16 protein-coding genes and 1 tRNA gene are annotated in these 17,550 nt (G+C 47.5%); 13 read left to right on the forward strand and 4 right to left on the reverse strand.

The annotated features are described in order from the left end of the window. Positions 1–126: 126 nt before the first annotated feature. Positions 127–1,473 carry a sigma-54 interaction domain-containing protein gene (locus tag RW114_RS07945; protein ID WP_340122214.1) on the reverse strand — a complete coding sequence of 449 codons (1,347 nt, stop codon included), beginning with the start codon at positions 1,471–1,473 and terminating at the stop codon, positions 127–129. 366 nt (positions 1,474–1,839) lie between these two features. Here RW114_RS07945 and RW114_RS07950 point away from each other — a divergent pair, with 366 nt between their 5' ends. The 4 genes from RW114_RS07950 (at position 1,840) to RW114_RS07965 (ending at position 8,147) form a co-directional block, all read left to right on the forward strand. Beyond that, complete coding sequence (locus RW114_RS07950; protein WP_340122215.1) at positions 1,840–3,783, forward strand: bifunctional metallophosphatase/5'-nucleotidase; 1,944 nt, start codon at positions 1,840–1,842, stop codon at positions 3,781–3,783. A gap of 33 nt (positions 3,784–3,816) precedes the next feature. Continuing rightward, positions 3,817–4,956, forward strand: a complete 1,140-nt coding sequence (locus tag RW114_RS07955) for an MBL fold metallo-hydrolase (protein ID WP_340122216.1) — start codon at positions 3,817–3,819, stop codon at positions 4,954–4,956. 125 nt (positions 4,957–5,081) lie between these two features. Further along, positions 5,082–6,335 (forward strand): NAD(P)/FAD-dependent oxidoreductase, encoded by a 1,254-nt coding sequence (locus RW114_RS07960; RefSeq protein ID WP_340122217.1) that lies wholly within the window; start codon positions 5,082–5,084, stop codon positions 6,333–6,335. A gap of 90 nt (positions 6,336–6,425) precedes the next feature. Next, positions 6,426–8,147 carry a SulP family inorganic anion transporter gene (locus RW114_RS07965; RefSeq protein WP_340122218.1) on the forward strand — a complete coding sequence of 574 codons (1,722 nt, stop codon included), beginning with the start codon at positions 6,426–6,428 and terminating at the stop codon, positions 8,145–8,147. 55 nt (positions 8,148–8,202) lie between these two features. On the opposite strand, the gene RW114_RS07970 is transcribed toward RW114_RS07965, so the two are convergent. Then, positions 8,203–9,264 carry a hypothetical protein gene (locus RW114_RS07970; RefSeq protein WP_340122219.1) on the reverse strand — a complete coding sequence of 354 codons (1,062 nt, stop codon included), beginning with the start codon at positions 9,262–9,264 and terminating at the stop codon, positions 8,203–8,205. 107 nt (positions 9,265–9,371) lie between these two features. Between RW114_RS07970 and RW114_RS07975 the strand changes: the two genes are divergently transcribed. Further along, positions 9,372–9,779 (forward strand): HIT domain-containing protein, encoded by a 408-nt coding sequence (locus RW114_RS07975; protein ID WP_340122220.1) that lies wholly within the window; start codon positions 9,372–9,374, stop codon positions 9,777–9,779. A 38-nt stretch (positions 9,780–9,817) separates the two neighbouring features. Here the strand turns inward: RW114_RS07975 and RW114_RS07980 are convergent, their stop codons facing one another. Next, positions 9,818–10,348, reverse strand: coding sequence for a flagellar basal body-associated FliL family protein (locus tag RW114_RS07980; RefSeq protein WP_340122221.1), 531 nt, complete (start codon positions 10,346–10,348; stop codon positions 9,818–9,820). Here RW114_RS07980 and nagZ point away from each other — a divergent pair. The 3 genes from nagZ to RW114_RS07995 are packed head-to-tail and all read left to right on the forward strand — an operon-like array spanning position 10,338 to position 12,617. Then, the gene (gene nagZ / locus RW114_RS07985; RefSeq protein ID WP_340122222.1) at positions 10,338–11,351 is read left to right on the forward strand and encodes a beta-N-acetylhexosaminidase; all 1,014 of its coding nucleotides are present in this window, start codon (positions 10,338–10,340) and stop codon (positions 11,349–11,351) included. The two genes, RW114_RS07980 and nagZ, sit on opposite strands and share 11 nt — an antisense overlap. Then, a complete protein-coding gene (locus RW114_RS07990; protein ID WP_340122223.1) occupies positions 11,344–11,883 on the forward strand; it encodes a hypoxanthine-guanine phosphoribosyltransferase in 540 nt (179 codons plus the stop codon). Before nagZ ends, RW114_RS07990 begins: the two co-directional genes overlap by 8 nt. A 5-nt stretch (positions 11,884–11,888) precedes the next feature. Continuing rightward, positions 11,889–12,617, forward strand: a complete 729-nt coding sequence (locus RW114_RS07995; RefSeq protein ID WP_340122224.1) for an S-methyl-5'-thioinosine phosphorylase — start codon at positions 11,889–11,891, stop codon at positions 12,615–12,617. 100 nt (positions 12,618–12,717) lie between these two features. Here RW114_RS07995 and RW114_RS08000 read toward each other — a convergent pair whose 3' ends face one another. Continuing rightward, a complete protein-coding gene (locus RW114_RS08000) occupies positions 12,718–13,197 on the reverse strand; it encodes an FKBP-type peptidyl-prolyl cis-trans isomerase (protein ID WP_340122225.1) in 480 nt (159 codons plus the stop codon). Positions 13,198–13,304: 107 nt separating this feature from the next. On the opposite strand from RW114_RS08000, the gene greB reads away from it, so the two are divergent. The 5 genes from greB to RW114_RS08025 all read left to right on the forward strand — a co-directional run bounded on the left by greB (position 13,305) and on the right by RW114_RS08025 (position 16,999). After that, a complete protein-coding gene (greB, locus tag RW114_RS08005) occupies positions 13,305–13,805 on the forward strand; it encodes a transcription elongation factor GreB (protein WP_340122226.1) in 501 nt (166 codons plus the stop codon). 162 nt (positions 13,806–13,967) lie between these two features. Beyond that, positions 13,968–14,057: transfer RNA gene (locus RW114_RS08010), tRNA-Ser, on the forward strand. Positions 14,058–14,647: 590 nt separating this feature from the next. Continuing rightward, a complete protein-coding gene (locus RW114_RS08015; protein ID WP_340122227.1) occupies positions 14,648–15,079 on the forward strand; it encodes a hypothetical protein in 432 nt (143 codons plus the stop codon). Positions 15,080–15,081: 2 nt separating this feature from the next. Continuing rightward, positions 15,082–16,137 carry a hypothetical protein gene (locus RW114_RS08020; protein ID WP_340122228.1) on the forward strand — a complete coding sequence of 352 codons (1,056 nt, stop codon included), beginning with the start codon at positions 15,082–15,084 and terminating at the stop codon, positions 16,135–16,137. 4 nt (positions 16,138–16,141) lie between these two features. Further along, positions 16,142–16,999, forward strand: coding sequence for a surface-adhesin E family protein (locus tag RW114_RS08025; protein ID WP_340122229.1), 858 nt, complete (start codon positions 16,142–16,144; stop codon positions 16,997–16,999). Positions 17,000–17,550 lie beyond the last annotated feature (551 nt).

Genomic DNA, 17,550 nt, shown 5'->3' on the forward strand with positions numbered 1-17,550 from the left:
CGGATGGAGAGCCCGGCGCTAAAAGCATATGGAAAGGGTTCCAGAGAATACAAGACTGCGTGTATGGAATACAGATAGCCCGCAAGCTAGATGGACTGGTTTAGTATTTGTGTGTAAGGAGATGGGTTAAACCCCATAAATCTTACGCTTACGCCAGAACGTTGCCCTGCTCATACCCAGCGAACGGGCGGCCAGGGTAACCCTGCCATTGCTCTGCTCCAGGGCTTGACGGATTGCAACGGACTCTTCCTCCGCCGACAACGGCAGATTTTGCACTGGTTGCAGCCCAACGGTACGCGGCTCCCTGAACTCGGGCGGCAATTCTGACCAGCGCAAGGTCGTGCCTCTGCCTACCGCAAACGCATATTCGACGACATTATGCAGCTCCCGGATATTGCCCGGCCACGCATAGTCCAGCAACGCCCGCATGGCCAGCGGATCGATTTTTTCGATTTTCCTGAAATTGGCGGCATTGTGCTGCTGGATAAAATGCCAGATCAACAAGCTTATATCTTCCCGGCGCTCCCGTAACGGAGGAATAAAGATGGGCACGACCCTGAGTCGGTACATCAGGTCTTCCCGGAAGCGGCCCATCTTGACTTCCTCTCGCAATGAGCGGTGGGTTGCAGCAACGATGCGCACATCGACATCAATCGAGCGGTCGCCGCCTACCGGGATAAAGTTTCTTTCCTGTATGACCCGAAGCAGCTTGGCCTGTAATTCAAGCGGCAGTTCAGCCACTTCGTCCAGAAACAGGGTTCCGCCGTGCGCGCGTTGAAACAGGCCGCTATGATCCTTGACCGCACCGGTAAACGCGCCGCGCACATGACCGAACAACTCGCTATCCAACAGACTGCTGGACAAGGCCGCGCAATTGACCGCCAAAAAAGGCGCGTTGTGCCGGGCGCTCAGATCGTGAATGGCCTTTGCAACCAGTTCCTTGCCGGAACCGCTCTCGCCTCTGACCAATACGGTTACTTCTGTTTCTGCGGCATTTTGAATAATCTGAAAAACCGCCTGCATGGCCGGTGAGCGACTTAATATCCCCTGAAAACTTTGCTTGGCTTCAAGCGGGACTTTAGGCAAAAGAGTGTTTGACGCCTGTTCCGAACAGGAAAAAAGCAAGCCTATGCCTCCTGCAAAAAAGCCAGCTTTATCATGTAAAATCTGAACAACTTTTTTCACTTCAATTTTATAACCATCGACCCGGGTTAATTTTATAAGCTGTTCTTTATTTTTACCGGCCTCTGTAATCGCGTACTCTTGCAAACAAGCCTTACCAATGACATTGGCACATTTGAGTCCCGATAACTTTTCCGCCCCAAGACTCCAATGAAGAAGCTGTTGATCTTTATCAACAATATAGATGCCCGCGCAATCACAAAGATCGAGCATTTTGGAGAAAATAGTTGTACTGTCGAATTGCGCCAACCAGTCAGGATCGTTCTTGAAAAATAGTGCCGTTTGTTTCATTAGCGTATCAAATTAGTGAATTATTGTTTCATCGAAACAATACATGAAACAACTAGCTTAAACAAATCTGTTTAATAACAAAATAAAAACAATGAGTTATAAAATTAATATTTACTGGCATGGTTTTAGCTGTAAATATTACGTAGCTGTGTGATGGTTACAAGAAACTGACTGTCACATTATAAATATTTTAGCTAAGCGAAAGTGGCAGCGATTTTGGCTTGCCAATTTTTATAAAAATATATTTGAGGAATACAATCATGAACGAAATACTGATACTTCGGGAACTTGATGCCACTGACTTCGAGGACAACTCCACTTATGAGATAAGGTGTTGGGCCATTTTTAACTGGACAGGAACATAAAATGATTAGAGGCAATTTAGGGAAATTAACCGTACTCAGTGGATTGATAATTTCGGGGACAGCTTTTGCAGGAAGCGGAGAACTCACGCTGATTCATTCCGGCGACATCCACGGCCACCTCGTGTCCAGGCACAATGTTCGCAGCGATACTACCGGTCGCATGGAAGGAGGTCTTGCGCGTATGGCGACCGTCATCAACCAGATCAAAAAAGCCAATCCCGGAAAGACACTCTATTTCAATACAGGCGATACCCTGCAAGGCTCTGCCGAAGCCATGTTCACCCGCGGTCAGGCGCTGATTGATGTAATGAATCTGCTGAAGCCTGACTTCGACGAGCCTGGCAACTGGGACTATCTCTATGGGCCGGAACGGTTCCTGGAGACTTTTGTCGGCTCACCCGGCAAGCCGCCACTGCTTGATGCCAAGACCGTCGCCGCCAACCTATATTATGTCTGCGCCGGGGTATCCGAACCTCTTTGTCCTGGCAAGGTTTCTGCCGAACCTGGCGAATCGGATCGCCCGGCGCTTGGCGTGGACAAAAAGACCACCGGTGTGCCGGGCTATATCGATTTTCCATCGACAGATGCCACCACCCCCTATCCCAAGCTCGCAGGTCAGCGTCCATTACCGCCTTATGTCGTGAAAACGATCAATGGCGTAAAAGTCGGCGTTCTGGGCATGACTACAGCGCGAGCCATTCGCGCGGTCGGTCCGGTTGTCACCAAGGGTTTCGTATACACCGATGGTGAAAATGAAATGCCTTACTACATCAACGAACTGCGTAATGTTGAGCATGTTGACATCATTGTGATGACCTCGGAACTTGAGCTGGCCAGAACCATCGATCTTGCCTCCAGATACCCTGGCGTTGACTTTATTCTGAACGCGGACATGCACGAGCGCAGCATCAAGCCCATTGTCCTTAAAACCGGCACCGTCCTGGTAGAAGAAGGCCAGGACGGCACCATGCTGGGTGAGATTCGCCTTAAGGTTAAAAAAGGTCATAAGTTTCCAGGGGATGGCAAACTGACCTGGAAATGGACGCCGCATATCATCACAGACGAGATCAAGGAAAATGCGGCAGTCGCGCGCAAGATTGCAGAAGTCCGCGCGCCTTTTGTAAGCGGCACTTTTGTTGAGGGCCAGACGGTAACAATCGGCGGCAACACCAGCACCTTGCTGCGCCCGGTTGATACCGTGGTGGGCTATACCGACGTGGCTTTGCATCGCTCAAACTTCACCGATAGCAAAACGGATAATCCTGGTATCATCGAGGGCACGTCTCACGATTTGATTGTTGATGCGATGCGCTGGGCTGCCGGTTCGGATTTTGCGACCATTCGCGGTTTTCGTTACGGCACACATGTAGTGCCAGGCCCGATCACCATGTCGGATATTTACCACTATTTGCCTGTAGGTGCGCGCATTGCCAAGGTTTACCCGGTCTTTGGCAATCAGCTCAAAAAGCAGATCGAGAACTCCACCCGAGGTTCGTTCTCTACTGTACCGGGCCTTTGGACCGGCGGGTGGATGTTCGGCTACAGCAACGTAAGCTTCGATTTGGATGTGTATGCGCCTTATGGCTTTAAAGGCTCCAACATCAAGATCGGCGGAGAAGCTATCGACCCCAAAGATGAAGGCACATACGTTGCACCGCATGCGCTATCAGTGCCCTATTCCGTCGCAGGCTACTGGTATGCCGATGATCCTAAGACCATCAATAACTGCGGAGCTTGCGCTACACCAGGCAGCTCTATTGATGTTGTGAAGGACGAAAATGGCAAGCCGCTGGACGTCAGCGAAATTGTGGTGCGTTACCTGAAAACGTTGCCTAAAATGACAGCGAATCCGCAGGGGCATCGTATCAATCTGCTCTATCCTTTGCCGGCTCCAGCTCTCGATAATCCAGAGATTCAGCCTTTGAAAGGAGTGATACCCAATTAAATCAAGCCCTCACACAACAACCGGAGAGACATCATGCTATTCAAACAATTATTCGATCACGAAACCTGGACTTACACCTATTTGATTGCCGATCCGGTCAGTAAGGACGCCATCCTGATTGATCCGGTCAACACGCACATTGAAGAGTATATTGAGCTGCTGAAAACACATGGCCTGCAACTGAAATATTCGCTGGAAACGCATGTGCATGCCGACCATATCACCGCCAGCGGCCTGCTGCGCCAACGTTTGGGAGCACAAACGGGCGTCAGCGGACTGTGCGGCGCGGAGTCCGCTGACATTCAAATTCAGGACAGCGATGTTTTCAAATTCGCCGACACCGAACAGATCAAGGTGATTGCCACGCCGGGACATACGCGCGGCAGTATTTCGTTTTTATGGCGCGACCGATTGTTTACCGGCGATTCGTTATTGATCGGCGGTTGCGGCCGCACCGATTTCCAGGGCGGCGATGCCGGTGCGCAGTATGACAGCATTACCCAGCGCTTGTTTACCCTGCCGGATGAAACGCTGGTCTATCCGGGCCATGATTATCAGCAGCACTGGGTCAGCAGCATCATGCAGGAACGTACCACCAATCCGCGTCTGGCCGGCAAGACCCGCGAGCAGTTCATCGAGATTATGCTTAACCTGAATTTACCCAAGCCCCGGTTAATCGATGAAGCGGTACCCGCCAACCGTTATTGCGGTTTGGATGAGGATCAACGTCAGGATGCCGTAGCGCTCAGGGATGCAACATTGCCGGTCCGTACCACAACAAAAACCGAAGATATCGCCAGGGATGGTGTGTATGCCGCAAGCCTGTCGGGAACAGGCGCGGCGCTGGTGGCAGCGGCCAAGCAACAGATCGTTGAAATCGATGTTGCCAAAGCGAAACAGCTGCTTAAGGAAGGCAATATCGTGCTGATCGATACCCGCGAAGAAAGCGAATACGCAGCAGGACATGTTGACGGGGCATTATTGGTGCCGCGCGGCATGCTGGAGTTTAAAATCGGCAACATGCCCGAACTGGCCGACAAGTCGAAAGCGGTACTCATCTACTGCCGCCTGGGCAACCGCTCGGCATTGGCGGCGCAGACCCTGCAGCAACTGGGTTACACTAACGTGCTGTCTATGGCTGGCGGGTTTGAGGCGTGGAAAAGTAACGCCTAAAACCCAACCGCCTAAAAAGCTGGCCAATAAAAGAAAAATGGGTACATGACAAAGAAATCGAGTTGTTTTACACTTTTTTGTCGTGTACCAAAATTTTCCACTAACTACAAAATTAAGAGGAATTTATGTCAAACCAACACCATACCTTGCTAATCATCGGGGGAGGCGCCGCCGGCGTTTCCGTTGCCAACAACATGCGCCGTCAAAACGCTGAGATTGATATCGCGATCGTTGAACCGTCCGAAGTTCACTATTACCAGCCGGGCTTCACCATTGTCGGCGGCGGCGCTTATACCTTAAAAGAAACCATCCGCAATGAAGCCGATTTAATCCACCCGACCGTCACCTGGATCAAGGATTACGCAGAAACCTTTGAACCGAACGATAACAGCGTCAGTTTACGTTCCGGCGATACCGTCAGTTACGACTACCTGGTGGTCTGCCCCGGCCTGCAACTGGATTGGGACAAGATTGAAGGCTTGAAAGAAACGCTGAACAAAAACAATGTTTGCAGCAATTATTCTGCTGAGACCGTCGAATACACCTGGGAATGCATCCAGAATATCCAGGAAGGCACGGCGCTGTTCACCCAGCCGCCGATGCCGATCAAATGCGCCGGTGCTCCGCAAAAAATCATGTATCTGGCGGCGGATCGTTTCCGTAAAAGAGGCACGCTGGACAAATTCACTATTGAATTTTTAAATGCCGGTCCGGGCATGTTCGGCGTGCCCTTTTTTGCCAAAGCCTTAAGCAAAGTCGTCGCCGATTACGGCATTAAAACCAGTTTCAACCATAATCTGGTTGCTATTGACGGTCCGGCCAAAATCGCCACCTTCGAAACCACCGATAGCGAAGGCAACAAGCAGCGAGTTACTAAAGCATTCGACATGATTCATGTCACGCCGCCGCAAAGTGCGCCGGATTTCATCAAAAAAAGCCCGCTGGCCAACGCCGCCGGCTGGGTTGATGTCAACCCGAACACGCTGCAACATAATCAATACGGCAATATTTTCGGCCTGGGCGATGCAGGTTCGACACCGAATGCCAAAACTGCGGCCGCGGTGCGCAAACAGGTTCCGGTTGTGGTCGACAATATTCTCAGTTTGAAGAACAGTACTAACCTAAGAGAAGGCTATGACGGTTACGGTTCCTGCCCATTAACCACTTCACTGGACAAAGTGATGTTGGCCGAGTTTGCCTACGACGGCAAGGTAACGCCTTCTTTTCCTTTCCTGGATCCAAGAAAAAGCCGCGCTATCTGGTGGTGGGGTAAAACTACCGGTTTTCCATGGCTGTACTGGCATTTGATGCTCAAAGGCTATCGCATCGATATTCCCCATCTGGAAAGCTATGCCAAAAAGTTCATGAAGGAAGAGTAAATTATTAGGCGAAAGGCGAAAGGCAAAAATGCTTTTTGCTCCTTACATCTTTCGCCTTTCGCCTTGTACCTTTCGCCTTTTTTCTTCACCATGCCCCATTCAAAACCCAATAACTCCCGATTTATCCGGTTATTCCCGATTGTAGGCTGGCTAAAATCCTACACCCGCGAGGAATTTAACGGCGACTTGTTCGCCGGCATCATCACCGCTATTTTGCTGGTTCCCCAGGGTATTGCCTATGCGGTCTTGGCCGGACTTCCGCCGCAACTGGGACTTTATGCCAGTATCCTGCCGCCGGTGTTGTATGCCCTGCTCGGTACCAGTCGCACACTGTCGGTCGGACCGGTATCGATTGCCGCGATCATGATTGCCAGCGCCTTAACTGCGCCGGAGATCAGCATACTGGGCAATCCCGTACAAAGCGCGTTGATTCTGTCCGCAGAAAGCGGCATCATCATGTTGTTGATGGCGCTGTTGCGCATGGGCGGGTTGGTGAATTTTATCAGCCATCCGGTACTCACCGGCTTTACCAGCGGTGCCGCGCTATTGATTATCGGCAGCCAGTTACCGCAGCTGTTCGGCATAAAAATGCCCTCTTGCGGACTTAATCCCGCGTGCTTCAGCGCGATTTTTCAGACATTTAATATCGCCGTCATGCTCATCGGCTTTAGCGCATTGGGTTTACTGGTATTTTTCGGCAAGCCGATCGTTTTCATCCTTAAAAAAGCAGGTCTTCCAGTTCCCCTGATCACCGCCATCAGCAAATGCGGGCCATTATTGACCATCATCCTGGCAACCCTGGCCGTTAGTTATTTTAATCAGGAAATGGCGGTTGTCGGCCACGTTCCATCGGGCTTCCCCGCGTTAAACATAAATTTCGGCTCTATTGAGAAATGGCGATTACTACTGCCCTACTCCGGTTTTATCGCGCTGATTGCCTATGTGGAAAGCGTCGCCATTGCCAAGGTTACCGCCAATTTAAGAGGCGAGAAAATCGCCCCCAATCAGGAATTGATTGCGCTGGGTACCGCTAATCTGGCAGCGGCCATTTCCGGCGGCATGCCGGTAGCCGGCGGCTTTAGCCGCACCATGGTGAATTTCGCTGCCGGTGCGCGCACCCAAATGGCGATGCTGATCGCCGCCGGACTGCTTGCGCTGGCGGTCATCTTTTTCAGCCCATGGTTTGAGAACATCCCCAAAGCGGCATTGGCTGCGATTATCCTGGTCGCCATCATTCCTTTGGTTAAACTCAGCAATATTGCCGTCACCTGGCGCTACGACCGCGGCGACGGCATCGCCGAAATCGCTACCTTGCTGGGCGTTTTAGTCTACGGCATTGAAGAAGGCATCACTTTGGGCATAATTCTGACCCTGATCAGCCATTTGCGCAAAACCAGCAAGCCGCATATTGCCGTGGTCGGACGCCTACCCGGCAGCGAACATTACCGCAATATCAAGCGCCATCGCGTGGAAACCTGGCCTCAGTTGCTGTTGCTGCGTGTCGATGAAAGCATCACCTTTGCCAACATCAATTATATCGAAGAATTCATCAACGCCGAGTTAAGACAGCAACAGGACATTAAACATATCGTGCTGATTTTTACCTCCATCAGCGACATAGACACCACGGCATTGGAGGTATTGGAAAATCTGAACCAAAGCTTGCAAGCATCGAATATGACCTTGCATATCTCGGAAGCAAAAGGCCCGGTACTCGATAAGCTTGAAAAAACCGATTTTATCGAGCAACTAAAACCCGGCAAGGTATTCTTCCATACCGAAGATGCGGTCAGAGAACTGGCTAGGCCTTGAAAAACCATTTCGTCCACGAAAAACACGAAAAGCTTGCGGTTTTTAGATTCAGTCGCTATTTCGAAAACGCAATAAACCGCCGATAAGGCGAACCGTGCTTCCAGGTAAAGGATTCGGTATAATAATGCATTAACGCCAGATAACCCAGCAAGCCCACGGTAATCGCTTTGCGAATCTCTACGCCGAAAAACAACTCGGTGACACTATTGACCGCATTGTCTCCGTAGGACTGCAACACAAACGCCAGCAAGAATGACGCTATCGGCAACACGATAAAAACCGGCAGATGGCAACGCGCCGCATAGCGATAGATAAAATTCTGCGGGTGCCGGTGGTGCTTGTTGTAATCATGCACCACGTAGAAAACATAAGCCGTCGCATCATGCACCAGTCTTGGCACCAAAATCGCGAGGAAATAATACTGCTGAACAAACAGATAAAAGCTGCTTAAGACCAATAAAACATTCGACCACAAAAACCACCTTCCCATCGCCGTGGTCGCATAGCGTTGACATAGCAATGCGCTGCCAATCATCGCGACACATAAACCGCCCGCAATCAGCTTTATCCACTCCAACTGTTGCACATCCAGGCTGTTTTTTAAAAATATGCCGATATAAACAAAAATGCCCGCCGTCACACTCAGCCACAAGAGCAGATAAAAAGCCCAATCGGGCAAACGATACAGCCCGCGCCCCACGCCAATTTGCTGCTTAAGTACGTGGTATACCGTCCAGGCAGCCGCTATCAAGTAAAGCACTTTATAAGGAATGAACAGGCTGCCCACGCCGAAAATCATCACGATAGCCGCCGTCATGAACATGATTTTCAGTTTATACACTTTCAGATATTCGGTATTGCTCGCCAGCAAGATGGAGCTCGCGACGATATGCGGCGTCCCAAAAAGAATTTGAAACAATAAAAACTGTTTCGGACTGTTCGGTAAATGCTGCTGTAAAACCCCGTTCCAAAACCAACCGTCAAACAACTGCAGCAATAAACACAAGGGAATGATGGCATACAGCCCCAACAACAACCGAAACGAAATAACCAGCTGATTATCATCAGAACTATCTTGAACTGAAATGGCCTGATCTGAAAAGGTTCTAGCCGACATGAAACTACCCTCTTATTATTGTTATATTCTGAGCTTGGCTATTAAGTTAAACTGATTATTTAGTCATTTTCAAGCATTGCTTTTATTTTTTTAGGATGAATAGTGTTATGAGTTTTCAGCTGCACCCACGCTTAGAGCAGGATTGCATAACTATTGGCCGTTTTGAATTATGTCGCTTATTGATGATGAATGACAGCCAATACCCCTGGTTTATACTGGTACCGGAACGAGCGGGTCTACAGGAAATTTACCAGCTAAGCAAAACGGAACGTGAGTTACTGATCGAGGAATCGAGCTATCTTGCCGAAAATCTGGCCAACCTTTATCAAGCGGATAAAATGAATATTGCCGCAATAGGGAATTTGGTTCCCCAACTGCATATCCACCATATCGTCCGCTATCAAACCGATAAAGCCTGGCCTGCGCCAGTCTGGGGGAAATTCGCTGCCGAACCTTATACAGAACAGCAAATTACAGAAAACTTGGCCCGCGTTAAAGAGCAATTAAAAATATAACTCGACGCCAAGGCTTTAGCCCTTAGCCTGAGAAAAAATCAGTCAACCAAAAATTCAGTAAAATAAGCGTCTTTAAATCCGTCGGTATGTTCAACCTGGCCTTCCTCGGCCGAAGCTGGCTTGCCATGCCCTTTACCGCCTTCCATCTTCTCCAGCGTCTGACGAATAACAGCCGTCGTTTCTTGCCGCAACGCCTCGCGCTGTTCCATGGTTTGCAATTCATCAGACAACCTGCCGCTGTACAGCATAATTAATTCGTGTCTTAATGCAGGCATGTGTTTTTTTACTGCCTCAATAGCTCCGGCGCCTTCAACCAATAATTGCACGTTTATCACCAAAAATTTTTTGGGTTCCGCTAAATTAACGATAAACTTAGGAGCCATTTCCAGATATTCCGGATCTGATGCTGATTCTTTTGTCCCTTCATTCGCAACAGCAACAGACATGAACAGAAAACTTAATACCACAATCCATAAACGCATAACAGGCTCCGTGTAGCCAAAAAATAGTGGCCTAGTATAGGCCACAAGCCCATCAATTTTAAAACGAATCCATGTAATGACAACCAATCTCCCGATCGGCCCGATAATGCTGGATGTTGCCGGCTTAACCCTGGCAGCAGACGAAAAAGATAAAATAAACCATCCCAACACCGGGGCGGTCATTCTTTTTTCGCGCAATTATCAAAATCCCGAACAAGTTACCGAACTCATTAACAGCATTCGTGCCGCGCGTAATGGCAAGCTATTGATTGCCGTCGACCAGGAAGGCGGCAGAGTACAACGTTTTCAACAAGGCTTCACTCGGCTGCCGCCTGCGGCTAGCTATGCGCAAGCGCCGGAACTGGCTGAACCGGCAGGCTGGTTAATGGCCGCCGAATTACTGGCTGTCGGCGTTGATTTCAGCTTTGCGCCGGTCTTGGATATTGATTGCGGTGTCAGCGACATCATCGGCAACCGTTCGTTTTCAACCGATCCTGAGCTTGCAACCCGTCTTTCCAGCTTATTTAGAAAAGGCATGAATACAGCAGGCATGGCCGCCACCGGCAAGCATTTTCCCGGTCACGGCGCAGTCACGCTGGATTCGCATTTGACCTTACCGATAGACGAAAGAGACCTGGACAGCATCAGGGCAAAAGACCTGCTGCCTTTTAAACAATTGATCGAGGAAGGCCTGGAAGGCATTATGCCGGCGCATGTGGTTTATCCGAAAATCGACCCGAAGCCGGCCGGTTTCTCGCCGTTCTGGATTGGGCAGATTTTACGCAAGGAACTGAACTTTAACGGCACGGTATTCAGCGACGACTTAAGCATGGAAGGCGCGGCATCGGTCGGCGACTTCCCGGAACGTGCCCGCCTTGCGCAACTGGCCGGATGCGATATGATTCTGGTTTGCAACAATCCGATCGCCGCCGAACAGGTGCTTGAGTCTCTGCCGATAAGCCAAGACCCCATCAGGGAGCAGCGCCTTAGCCGTATGCAAGGCAAGCCGCAGATGAACCGCGAACAACTGATGCGCAACGAGAAATGGCTGCAACTATCAACACTCATCAACACTCATCAATATGCTTGAAGAAATAAAACACGTCCAGGCAACTGCCGATTTGCTGCACAGCGAACAGCAAGTTGAAGCCGCTATCGATAACATGGCTCAGGAAATCAACATCGCACTTGCGGATCGCAACCCGCTATTACTCTGCGTCTTGAACGGCGGCATCCCGACCTTCGGTAAATTGCTGACCCGCTTAACCATGTCGTTGACCATAGACTCAATCAACGCCAGCCGTTATCAAAACCAGACCTCGGGCGGCAGCATCGAATGGCTGCTTAAACCGGAAACACCGCTTAAAGGACGAACTGTACTGATTATTGACGACATCCTTGATGAAGGCATCACCCTTCAAGCGATCTATCAATATTGCCGGGGACAAGGCGCAGCAGCCGTCTACAGCGCCGTGTTGGTGGATAAAATCCTCGACCATGAAAAACCCTTAACCGCCGATTTTGTCGGACTGAGCGTGGAAAACCGTTATTTATTCGGCTACGGCATGGACTACAAAGGCTATTTACGCAACGCACCGGGCATTTTTGCCTGCAAGGAATAATCATCATGACTCAATTAGCCATCATCGGCGGCACCGGCCTAACCCAACTTAGCGACTTAAACATCATCAAACGGGAACAGCTGAGCACGCCTTACGGTTCGCCTTCTGCCGAATTCGTTACCGGCGAACTGAACAATACCCGGATTATCTTCCTGGCCCGGCACGGCGACCCGCACAGCATTGCTCCGCACAAAATAAATTACCGGGCTAATATCTGGGGACTAAAGCAACTCGGTGTCGAACAGATCATTGCCGTTGCCGCCGTAGGCGGTATTACCGGCGAAATGATACCGGCGCATATCGCCATCCCCGATCAGATTATTGATTACAGCTATGGCCGCCAGCATACTTTTTTTGACGATGAAGCAGTCACCCATATCGACTTTACCTATCCGTACAGTCAGAAACTGCGCTCCCGCTTAATTAGCGCCGCGCGCGATGCCAACATAAAAATCAGCCCGCTAGGCACCTACGGCTGCACCCAAGGTCCGCGCCTGGAAACCGCCGCAGAAATACAACGCATGGAAAAAGATGGCTGCGATCTGGTCGGCATGACCGGTATGCCGGAAGCCGCGTTAGCCAAAGAACTCGACATGGAATATGCCGCAATCAGCGTAGTCGCCAATTGGGCAGCAGGAAAAACGGCAGGTGAAATAACCATGGCGGAAATTGAGCGGCATCTCCATAAAGGCATGGCGAATACCGCTGAATTACTGAAGGTTTTTGTGGGCTAGATAAAGTGCAGGCAAGACCGCCATTAAGTTAACACATGGACAGAATTGTGGCGGCGACTACCAACAGTAGGCTGTAGCCGAAGTCGCCGCCACAGCCAACTTAATGATGGCAACCCGCACCATGGATATGCCCATGCTCGGCTTCTTCTTGAGTTGCAGGTCGAACATCAACAACCTCAACATCAAACGTTAAGGCCATTCCTGCCAGCGAGTGATTGCCGTCAATAGTAATATCATCGCCCTCTATTTTAACGATGGTGACCTCGCCGGAGCCGGAACTGACATCGGCATGAAACATCATACCGACTTCAATTTCATCAATACCTTCAAACATTGCTCGCGGGATGACCTGAATCATCTCATCATTTTGTTCGCCATAAGCATCTTTGGCCGCAATGCGCACCTTAAATTTATCGCCGACAGCTTTGCCGAGCAACGCATCTTCCAAGCCGGGAATGATATTTCCTGTGCCGTGTAGATAAACCAAAGCCTCACCATCTGTTGAACTATCCAATACTTCGCTATCATCGTTAGTCAAAGTATAGTGAATTGAGACAGCCATATTGTCAGCTATTTGCATGATAAAACCTTTTTCGTCATTTAAAAGCCGACTATGATAAAGAATTGCAGCTCTTTTGTCTGAAAAAATATGTCAATTCATCGTAATTTATCCGCAGGAAATCAATCATGTCACGTTGGAAACCGCCGGGGCCTAAGTCATCCCCTTACATCACGCCTGAAGGCTATCAAGCGCTGGAAAGTGAATTAAGAGAGCTGTGGAGCAAACGCAAAGAAGTGACTCTAGCTTTATCTGCGGCAGCAGCGGAAGGCGATCGCTCGGAAAATGCCGAATACATCTACCGTAAAAAAGAATTACGCGGTATAGACCGGCGCATCCATTATCTGCAGAAACGATTGCCCGACCTTAATATCGTCTCGCTGCCCCCCGACGATCAGGACAGGATTTTTTTTGGCGCCTGGGTGACCTTGGAAAATGAAGTGGGCGAGGAAGTGACCTACCGCATAGTCGGATCTGACGAACTTTATCCTAAAAAACACTATATTAGCCTTGATTCGCCGTTGGCAAGAGCGCTACTTAAAAAAAATTTTGATGATGAAGTCGCCATTAAAAACGAGCTTAAAGAAGCTCGGTATACAGTCGTTGATATTCATTACCGCAAGAACTGAAAACCGCAATGCATGTCCAATAAGACAAACGCCGACAATGAGTTTGTTATGAAACCGTTCAAAATGCATTCCTTTAGTCAGGCTTCAAAGAGCGTAATATCTGCCTTAAATAAAGAATTACTATTGCAATAAATATAACATTATATATAATACGCCGGGTATGGAGAGGTGGCTGAGCGGCCGAAAGCGGCGGTCTTGAAAACCGTTGAGGGTTTATCCCCTCCCAGGGTTCGAATCCCTGCTTCTCCGCCATATACACGAAATAACCGATTGTTTTTTAAAGACAATCGGTTTTTTTATGCCTGCTTGCCCCACCTTTTGCCCCACCTTGAACGGTGGCTCGTATTGAATCTCATTGAACAATCCAACGGCAACATCTGCCAATACTGCAAATAAAAAAAGTATCCGTTACGCAGTTTTATTACTGTTTAACAAAAAAGCAGGTCTTACCCCGCGCTAATCTTTTCCTGTACTCCAAACAAAATCTTCAATTCCGATTACCTAATCCTGCTGCCAATCCCATTGGTACGCATTTTTCTTAAAAATTGAGTTTGTCTAAAGTCGGTATTCTGATTTCACTTTTGCCAAAATGAAAAGCGGGGTATGGGGGCTATCCTGCATCGTCTTTGGTTCTGCTATTTCCATTCTGGACTGTGGCGTTTTTCGATCAAATTTAGTCTTTAGCGTGCATCTTGCCTGCTAAATTCGCATAATCATGCGCTTGCAATGTGAAAAGGTCTAGGCGTTAGACCTTTTCATGAACTACACTCCCTCAAGTTTTGCTTACTTCATCCCATTAAGAACCTGGGCTAGATGCACTTTTAATAATTATAGGGATTGAAATGAAAAAACGACTAAGGCTCACCGTATTGCTTTTTATCTTGCTCCTATTGAGCGGCTGTATACCAACCATATCAGTTCCAATTGGCTCAACATCTTTATCACAGGATAAATCAACTTTGATCGTTTATCATGAGGAAGGATGTATATCTGGGTCTTGTGATGTCTTTCTTGATAAGCAATTGATTGGTAAAGTAACTCCAAAGACGCCATTGAAGGTATTGGTTGATCCTGGGTCTCACGATATATACGTTGATCCTGATGTAAGCATGTTTGCCTTTATGATCAGAGAAATTACCACTCAGGTGTTTGACAAAGGAAAGGTTGTCTTTATGAGAGTGTGGTTGAAGACTGGAGTATGGGCTACTTCGATTAGAGTGGATTCAACCGCTAAGGTTGAGAGTTATGAGACTAAAAATTACAAAACTGAATAATAGTGACTTTTATAATTTTCATGCCCATTAACACTCTAGGGCTGGATGCATTATTAACAATTAAAGGAATTGAAATGAAGTTATTTTATGTTGCAGTTATGGCTCTATTGCTTGGTGGATGTGCATTGACAAATACTAAAGAAGATCCAGACATCTGCAAACATTCTTCTGAAACTACTAGAAAATTTGGCAGGACTACAAGCATAGATAAAGAAGTTATAAAAGTAGAAACCTCTGAAAAAAGTGAGTTTTATGAACTAACACCATTAAAAGTTTTTAGCGGTATTGAATCAGCAAATTTAAATAAGGTTTATTTAACGCTAAAAATAACTGACAGCGGTTTGTTTGAGCAGTATTCCGCACCAGTTGTAAATTCAACGATTCAGGCACGATACGAAGCGCATCCGTTCACCGGAACTTTCACACCAGTAGGGATATTCGTGTGGTTGTTCAATCCAACAACAATGAATGCTTTTACATTTGGATGTACTGAAAGTACTTTTTTGAGTTCAGAACCAGACAAAACAAGAAAAGTAAAAACAGGTAAATCTGAATGGAAAGATATTCAGAAGAGCCACAGAATCCTAGTTTCAGGTTTTGATAAGGATTATGAATTTGTTCTTGATGATAAAGGAAGGGAAAAGCCCTCCGAGATTGATCTAAGTTCAGCAATATCAAACACTGAGTTAACCAAAAATACAACTCTTAAGATTACCTGTTTGGATTGTGATCTGCTGGGATCACAAGAGCAAAATCTTTATAAAGACAGAAAAATTAATGTTGTGCTAACTCATGACTTTAGGCCAATAAAAAAGTCATTGGCAGAGTCCCAAAAAGCCAGCCATGCTGAGGAAGAAAGAATAAAAATCGTGCAAGTTAAGCGCGATAAAGAAGAATCAAAGCTCAGGGAGTTACAGGCAAAAGAGGATTTGAAAGCTGAAAGACAAAAGCAAGGAGTACCTCTCGATGGATTTAAGGCTCAATGCAAAGAGTTGGGCTTTAAGGTTGGCAGTACAGATTTCGGCAATTGCGTATTGCAACTCAATGACACCAAATAAGTTGATGAATATGAACAACTATAAGCCTAGTAACAAGCTGATTATTTTCTGTTTTACCAGTTTATTTCTACTAGCTAATGATAGCTATGCTGTAGACATGGGGATATTGCAAGAACAGTGTGCAGAGATTGGCTTTAAGATGAAGACACCAGCCAACGGGAAATGTGTTCTTAGATTAATGAAACGTTTTGCAAATCAGCAAGCTAAGGAAGCCGACCAACAAGAAGCTTACGTAAACCAACAGACTGCACAAGCTGAACCAAAAATTCCCGCAAGCAGCTCGACTTCAATGAATGGTGCATTGGAGCATTGGACTATGGTTGGTTCAAGTGATGAAGAAATAGTCTATTATGATCAAGGCTCTATTCAAGAAAATGGTTATCTAGTGAAAATGTGGACATTAGGTGACTTTAAAAAAACCAAGGAAATTAATGGAATGAGATTTTTGTCAGCTAAGATTCAAATGGAATACGACTGCAAGGAAGATCAATTTCGACCACTGGCTGGCTCAGTGTTATCTGGCAACATGGGTAAAGGTGATATTGTTCATTCCGAATCTAATCAACCTGGTCAATGGAAATCAATCGAACATGGAAGTTCAGCAGAAATTGTATGGGGAATCGCTTGTGGAAAATCATTTGTCAAACAACCAGTACAGCAGCAAAATGAAGCGGGTAGCGGCACGACCTTACTGCAAGTCTTAGGTTCTGGCGTTCAACTATTAGGCGCTGCTGCTCAAGGATATAGTCAAGGTCGGCAACAATCAGCTCCTGTTCCATCTTATCAGCCAACAACGGCACACTGTAATTCCGCGTATTCATCACTTTCAAAATCAGTGGAAACAACTTGCACTCAATATTGAATATTACACTAATTACTACCTTAAAATTGGCAATGGATTTGTAAGGGTAGCCCGACCTTTTTTACTGGCGCAAAATCTGCGTTCGTGATTTATCTTAGGGTGGTAACCAAGGGGTAGGTGGATACATCAGCCACACTCGTAGACGTAATAATTGCTTTGTAGGTGGTTGGGGTTCGGTAACGGTCTTGTATACAGCCATTCACTTCAGTATACCGCGCCAGGACTGGCTCACAGACTTAAAATATGAATCTGTACCCTTTGTATCACATTAGGGTTAAATTGTTCACAGGGTTGAGTTTTGAGCTAGTGATTGTTGAATCCGACCCTTGCTACAACCTTGCCCCATTTATCTTGCTGACTGACTTGATAATGCTGCAATGAATAATGGTGGTGTATGGTAAATACAATAGGTACATCCCGTATAATGAACACTAAACCTAAAATTGACATATATAAGTCATTGATTCATATAAGCCAGCGTTCATTATATGAACAGTTGTTCACCATACGGCATGAAGAGTTCACTATACGACACGTAGCGTTCATATAAC

Origin of the sequence: Methylobacter svalbardensis (assembly GCF_037671525.1) — a bacterium.
Classification (GTDB): domain Bacteria; phylum Pseudomonadota; class Gammaproteobacteria; order Methylococcales; family Methylomonadaceae; genus Methylobacter_A; species Methylobacter_A svalbardensis.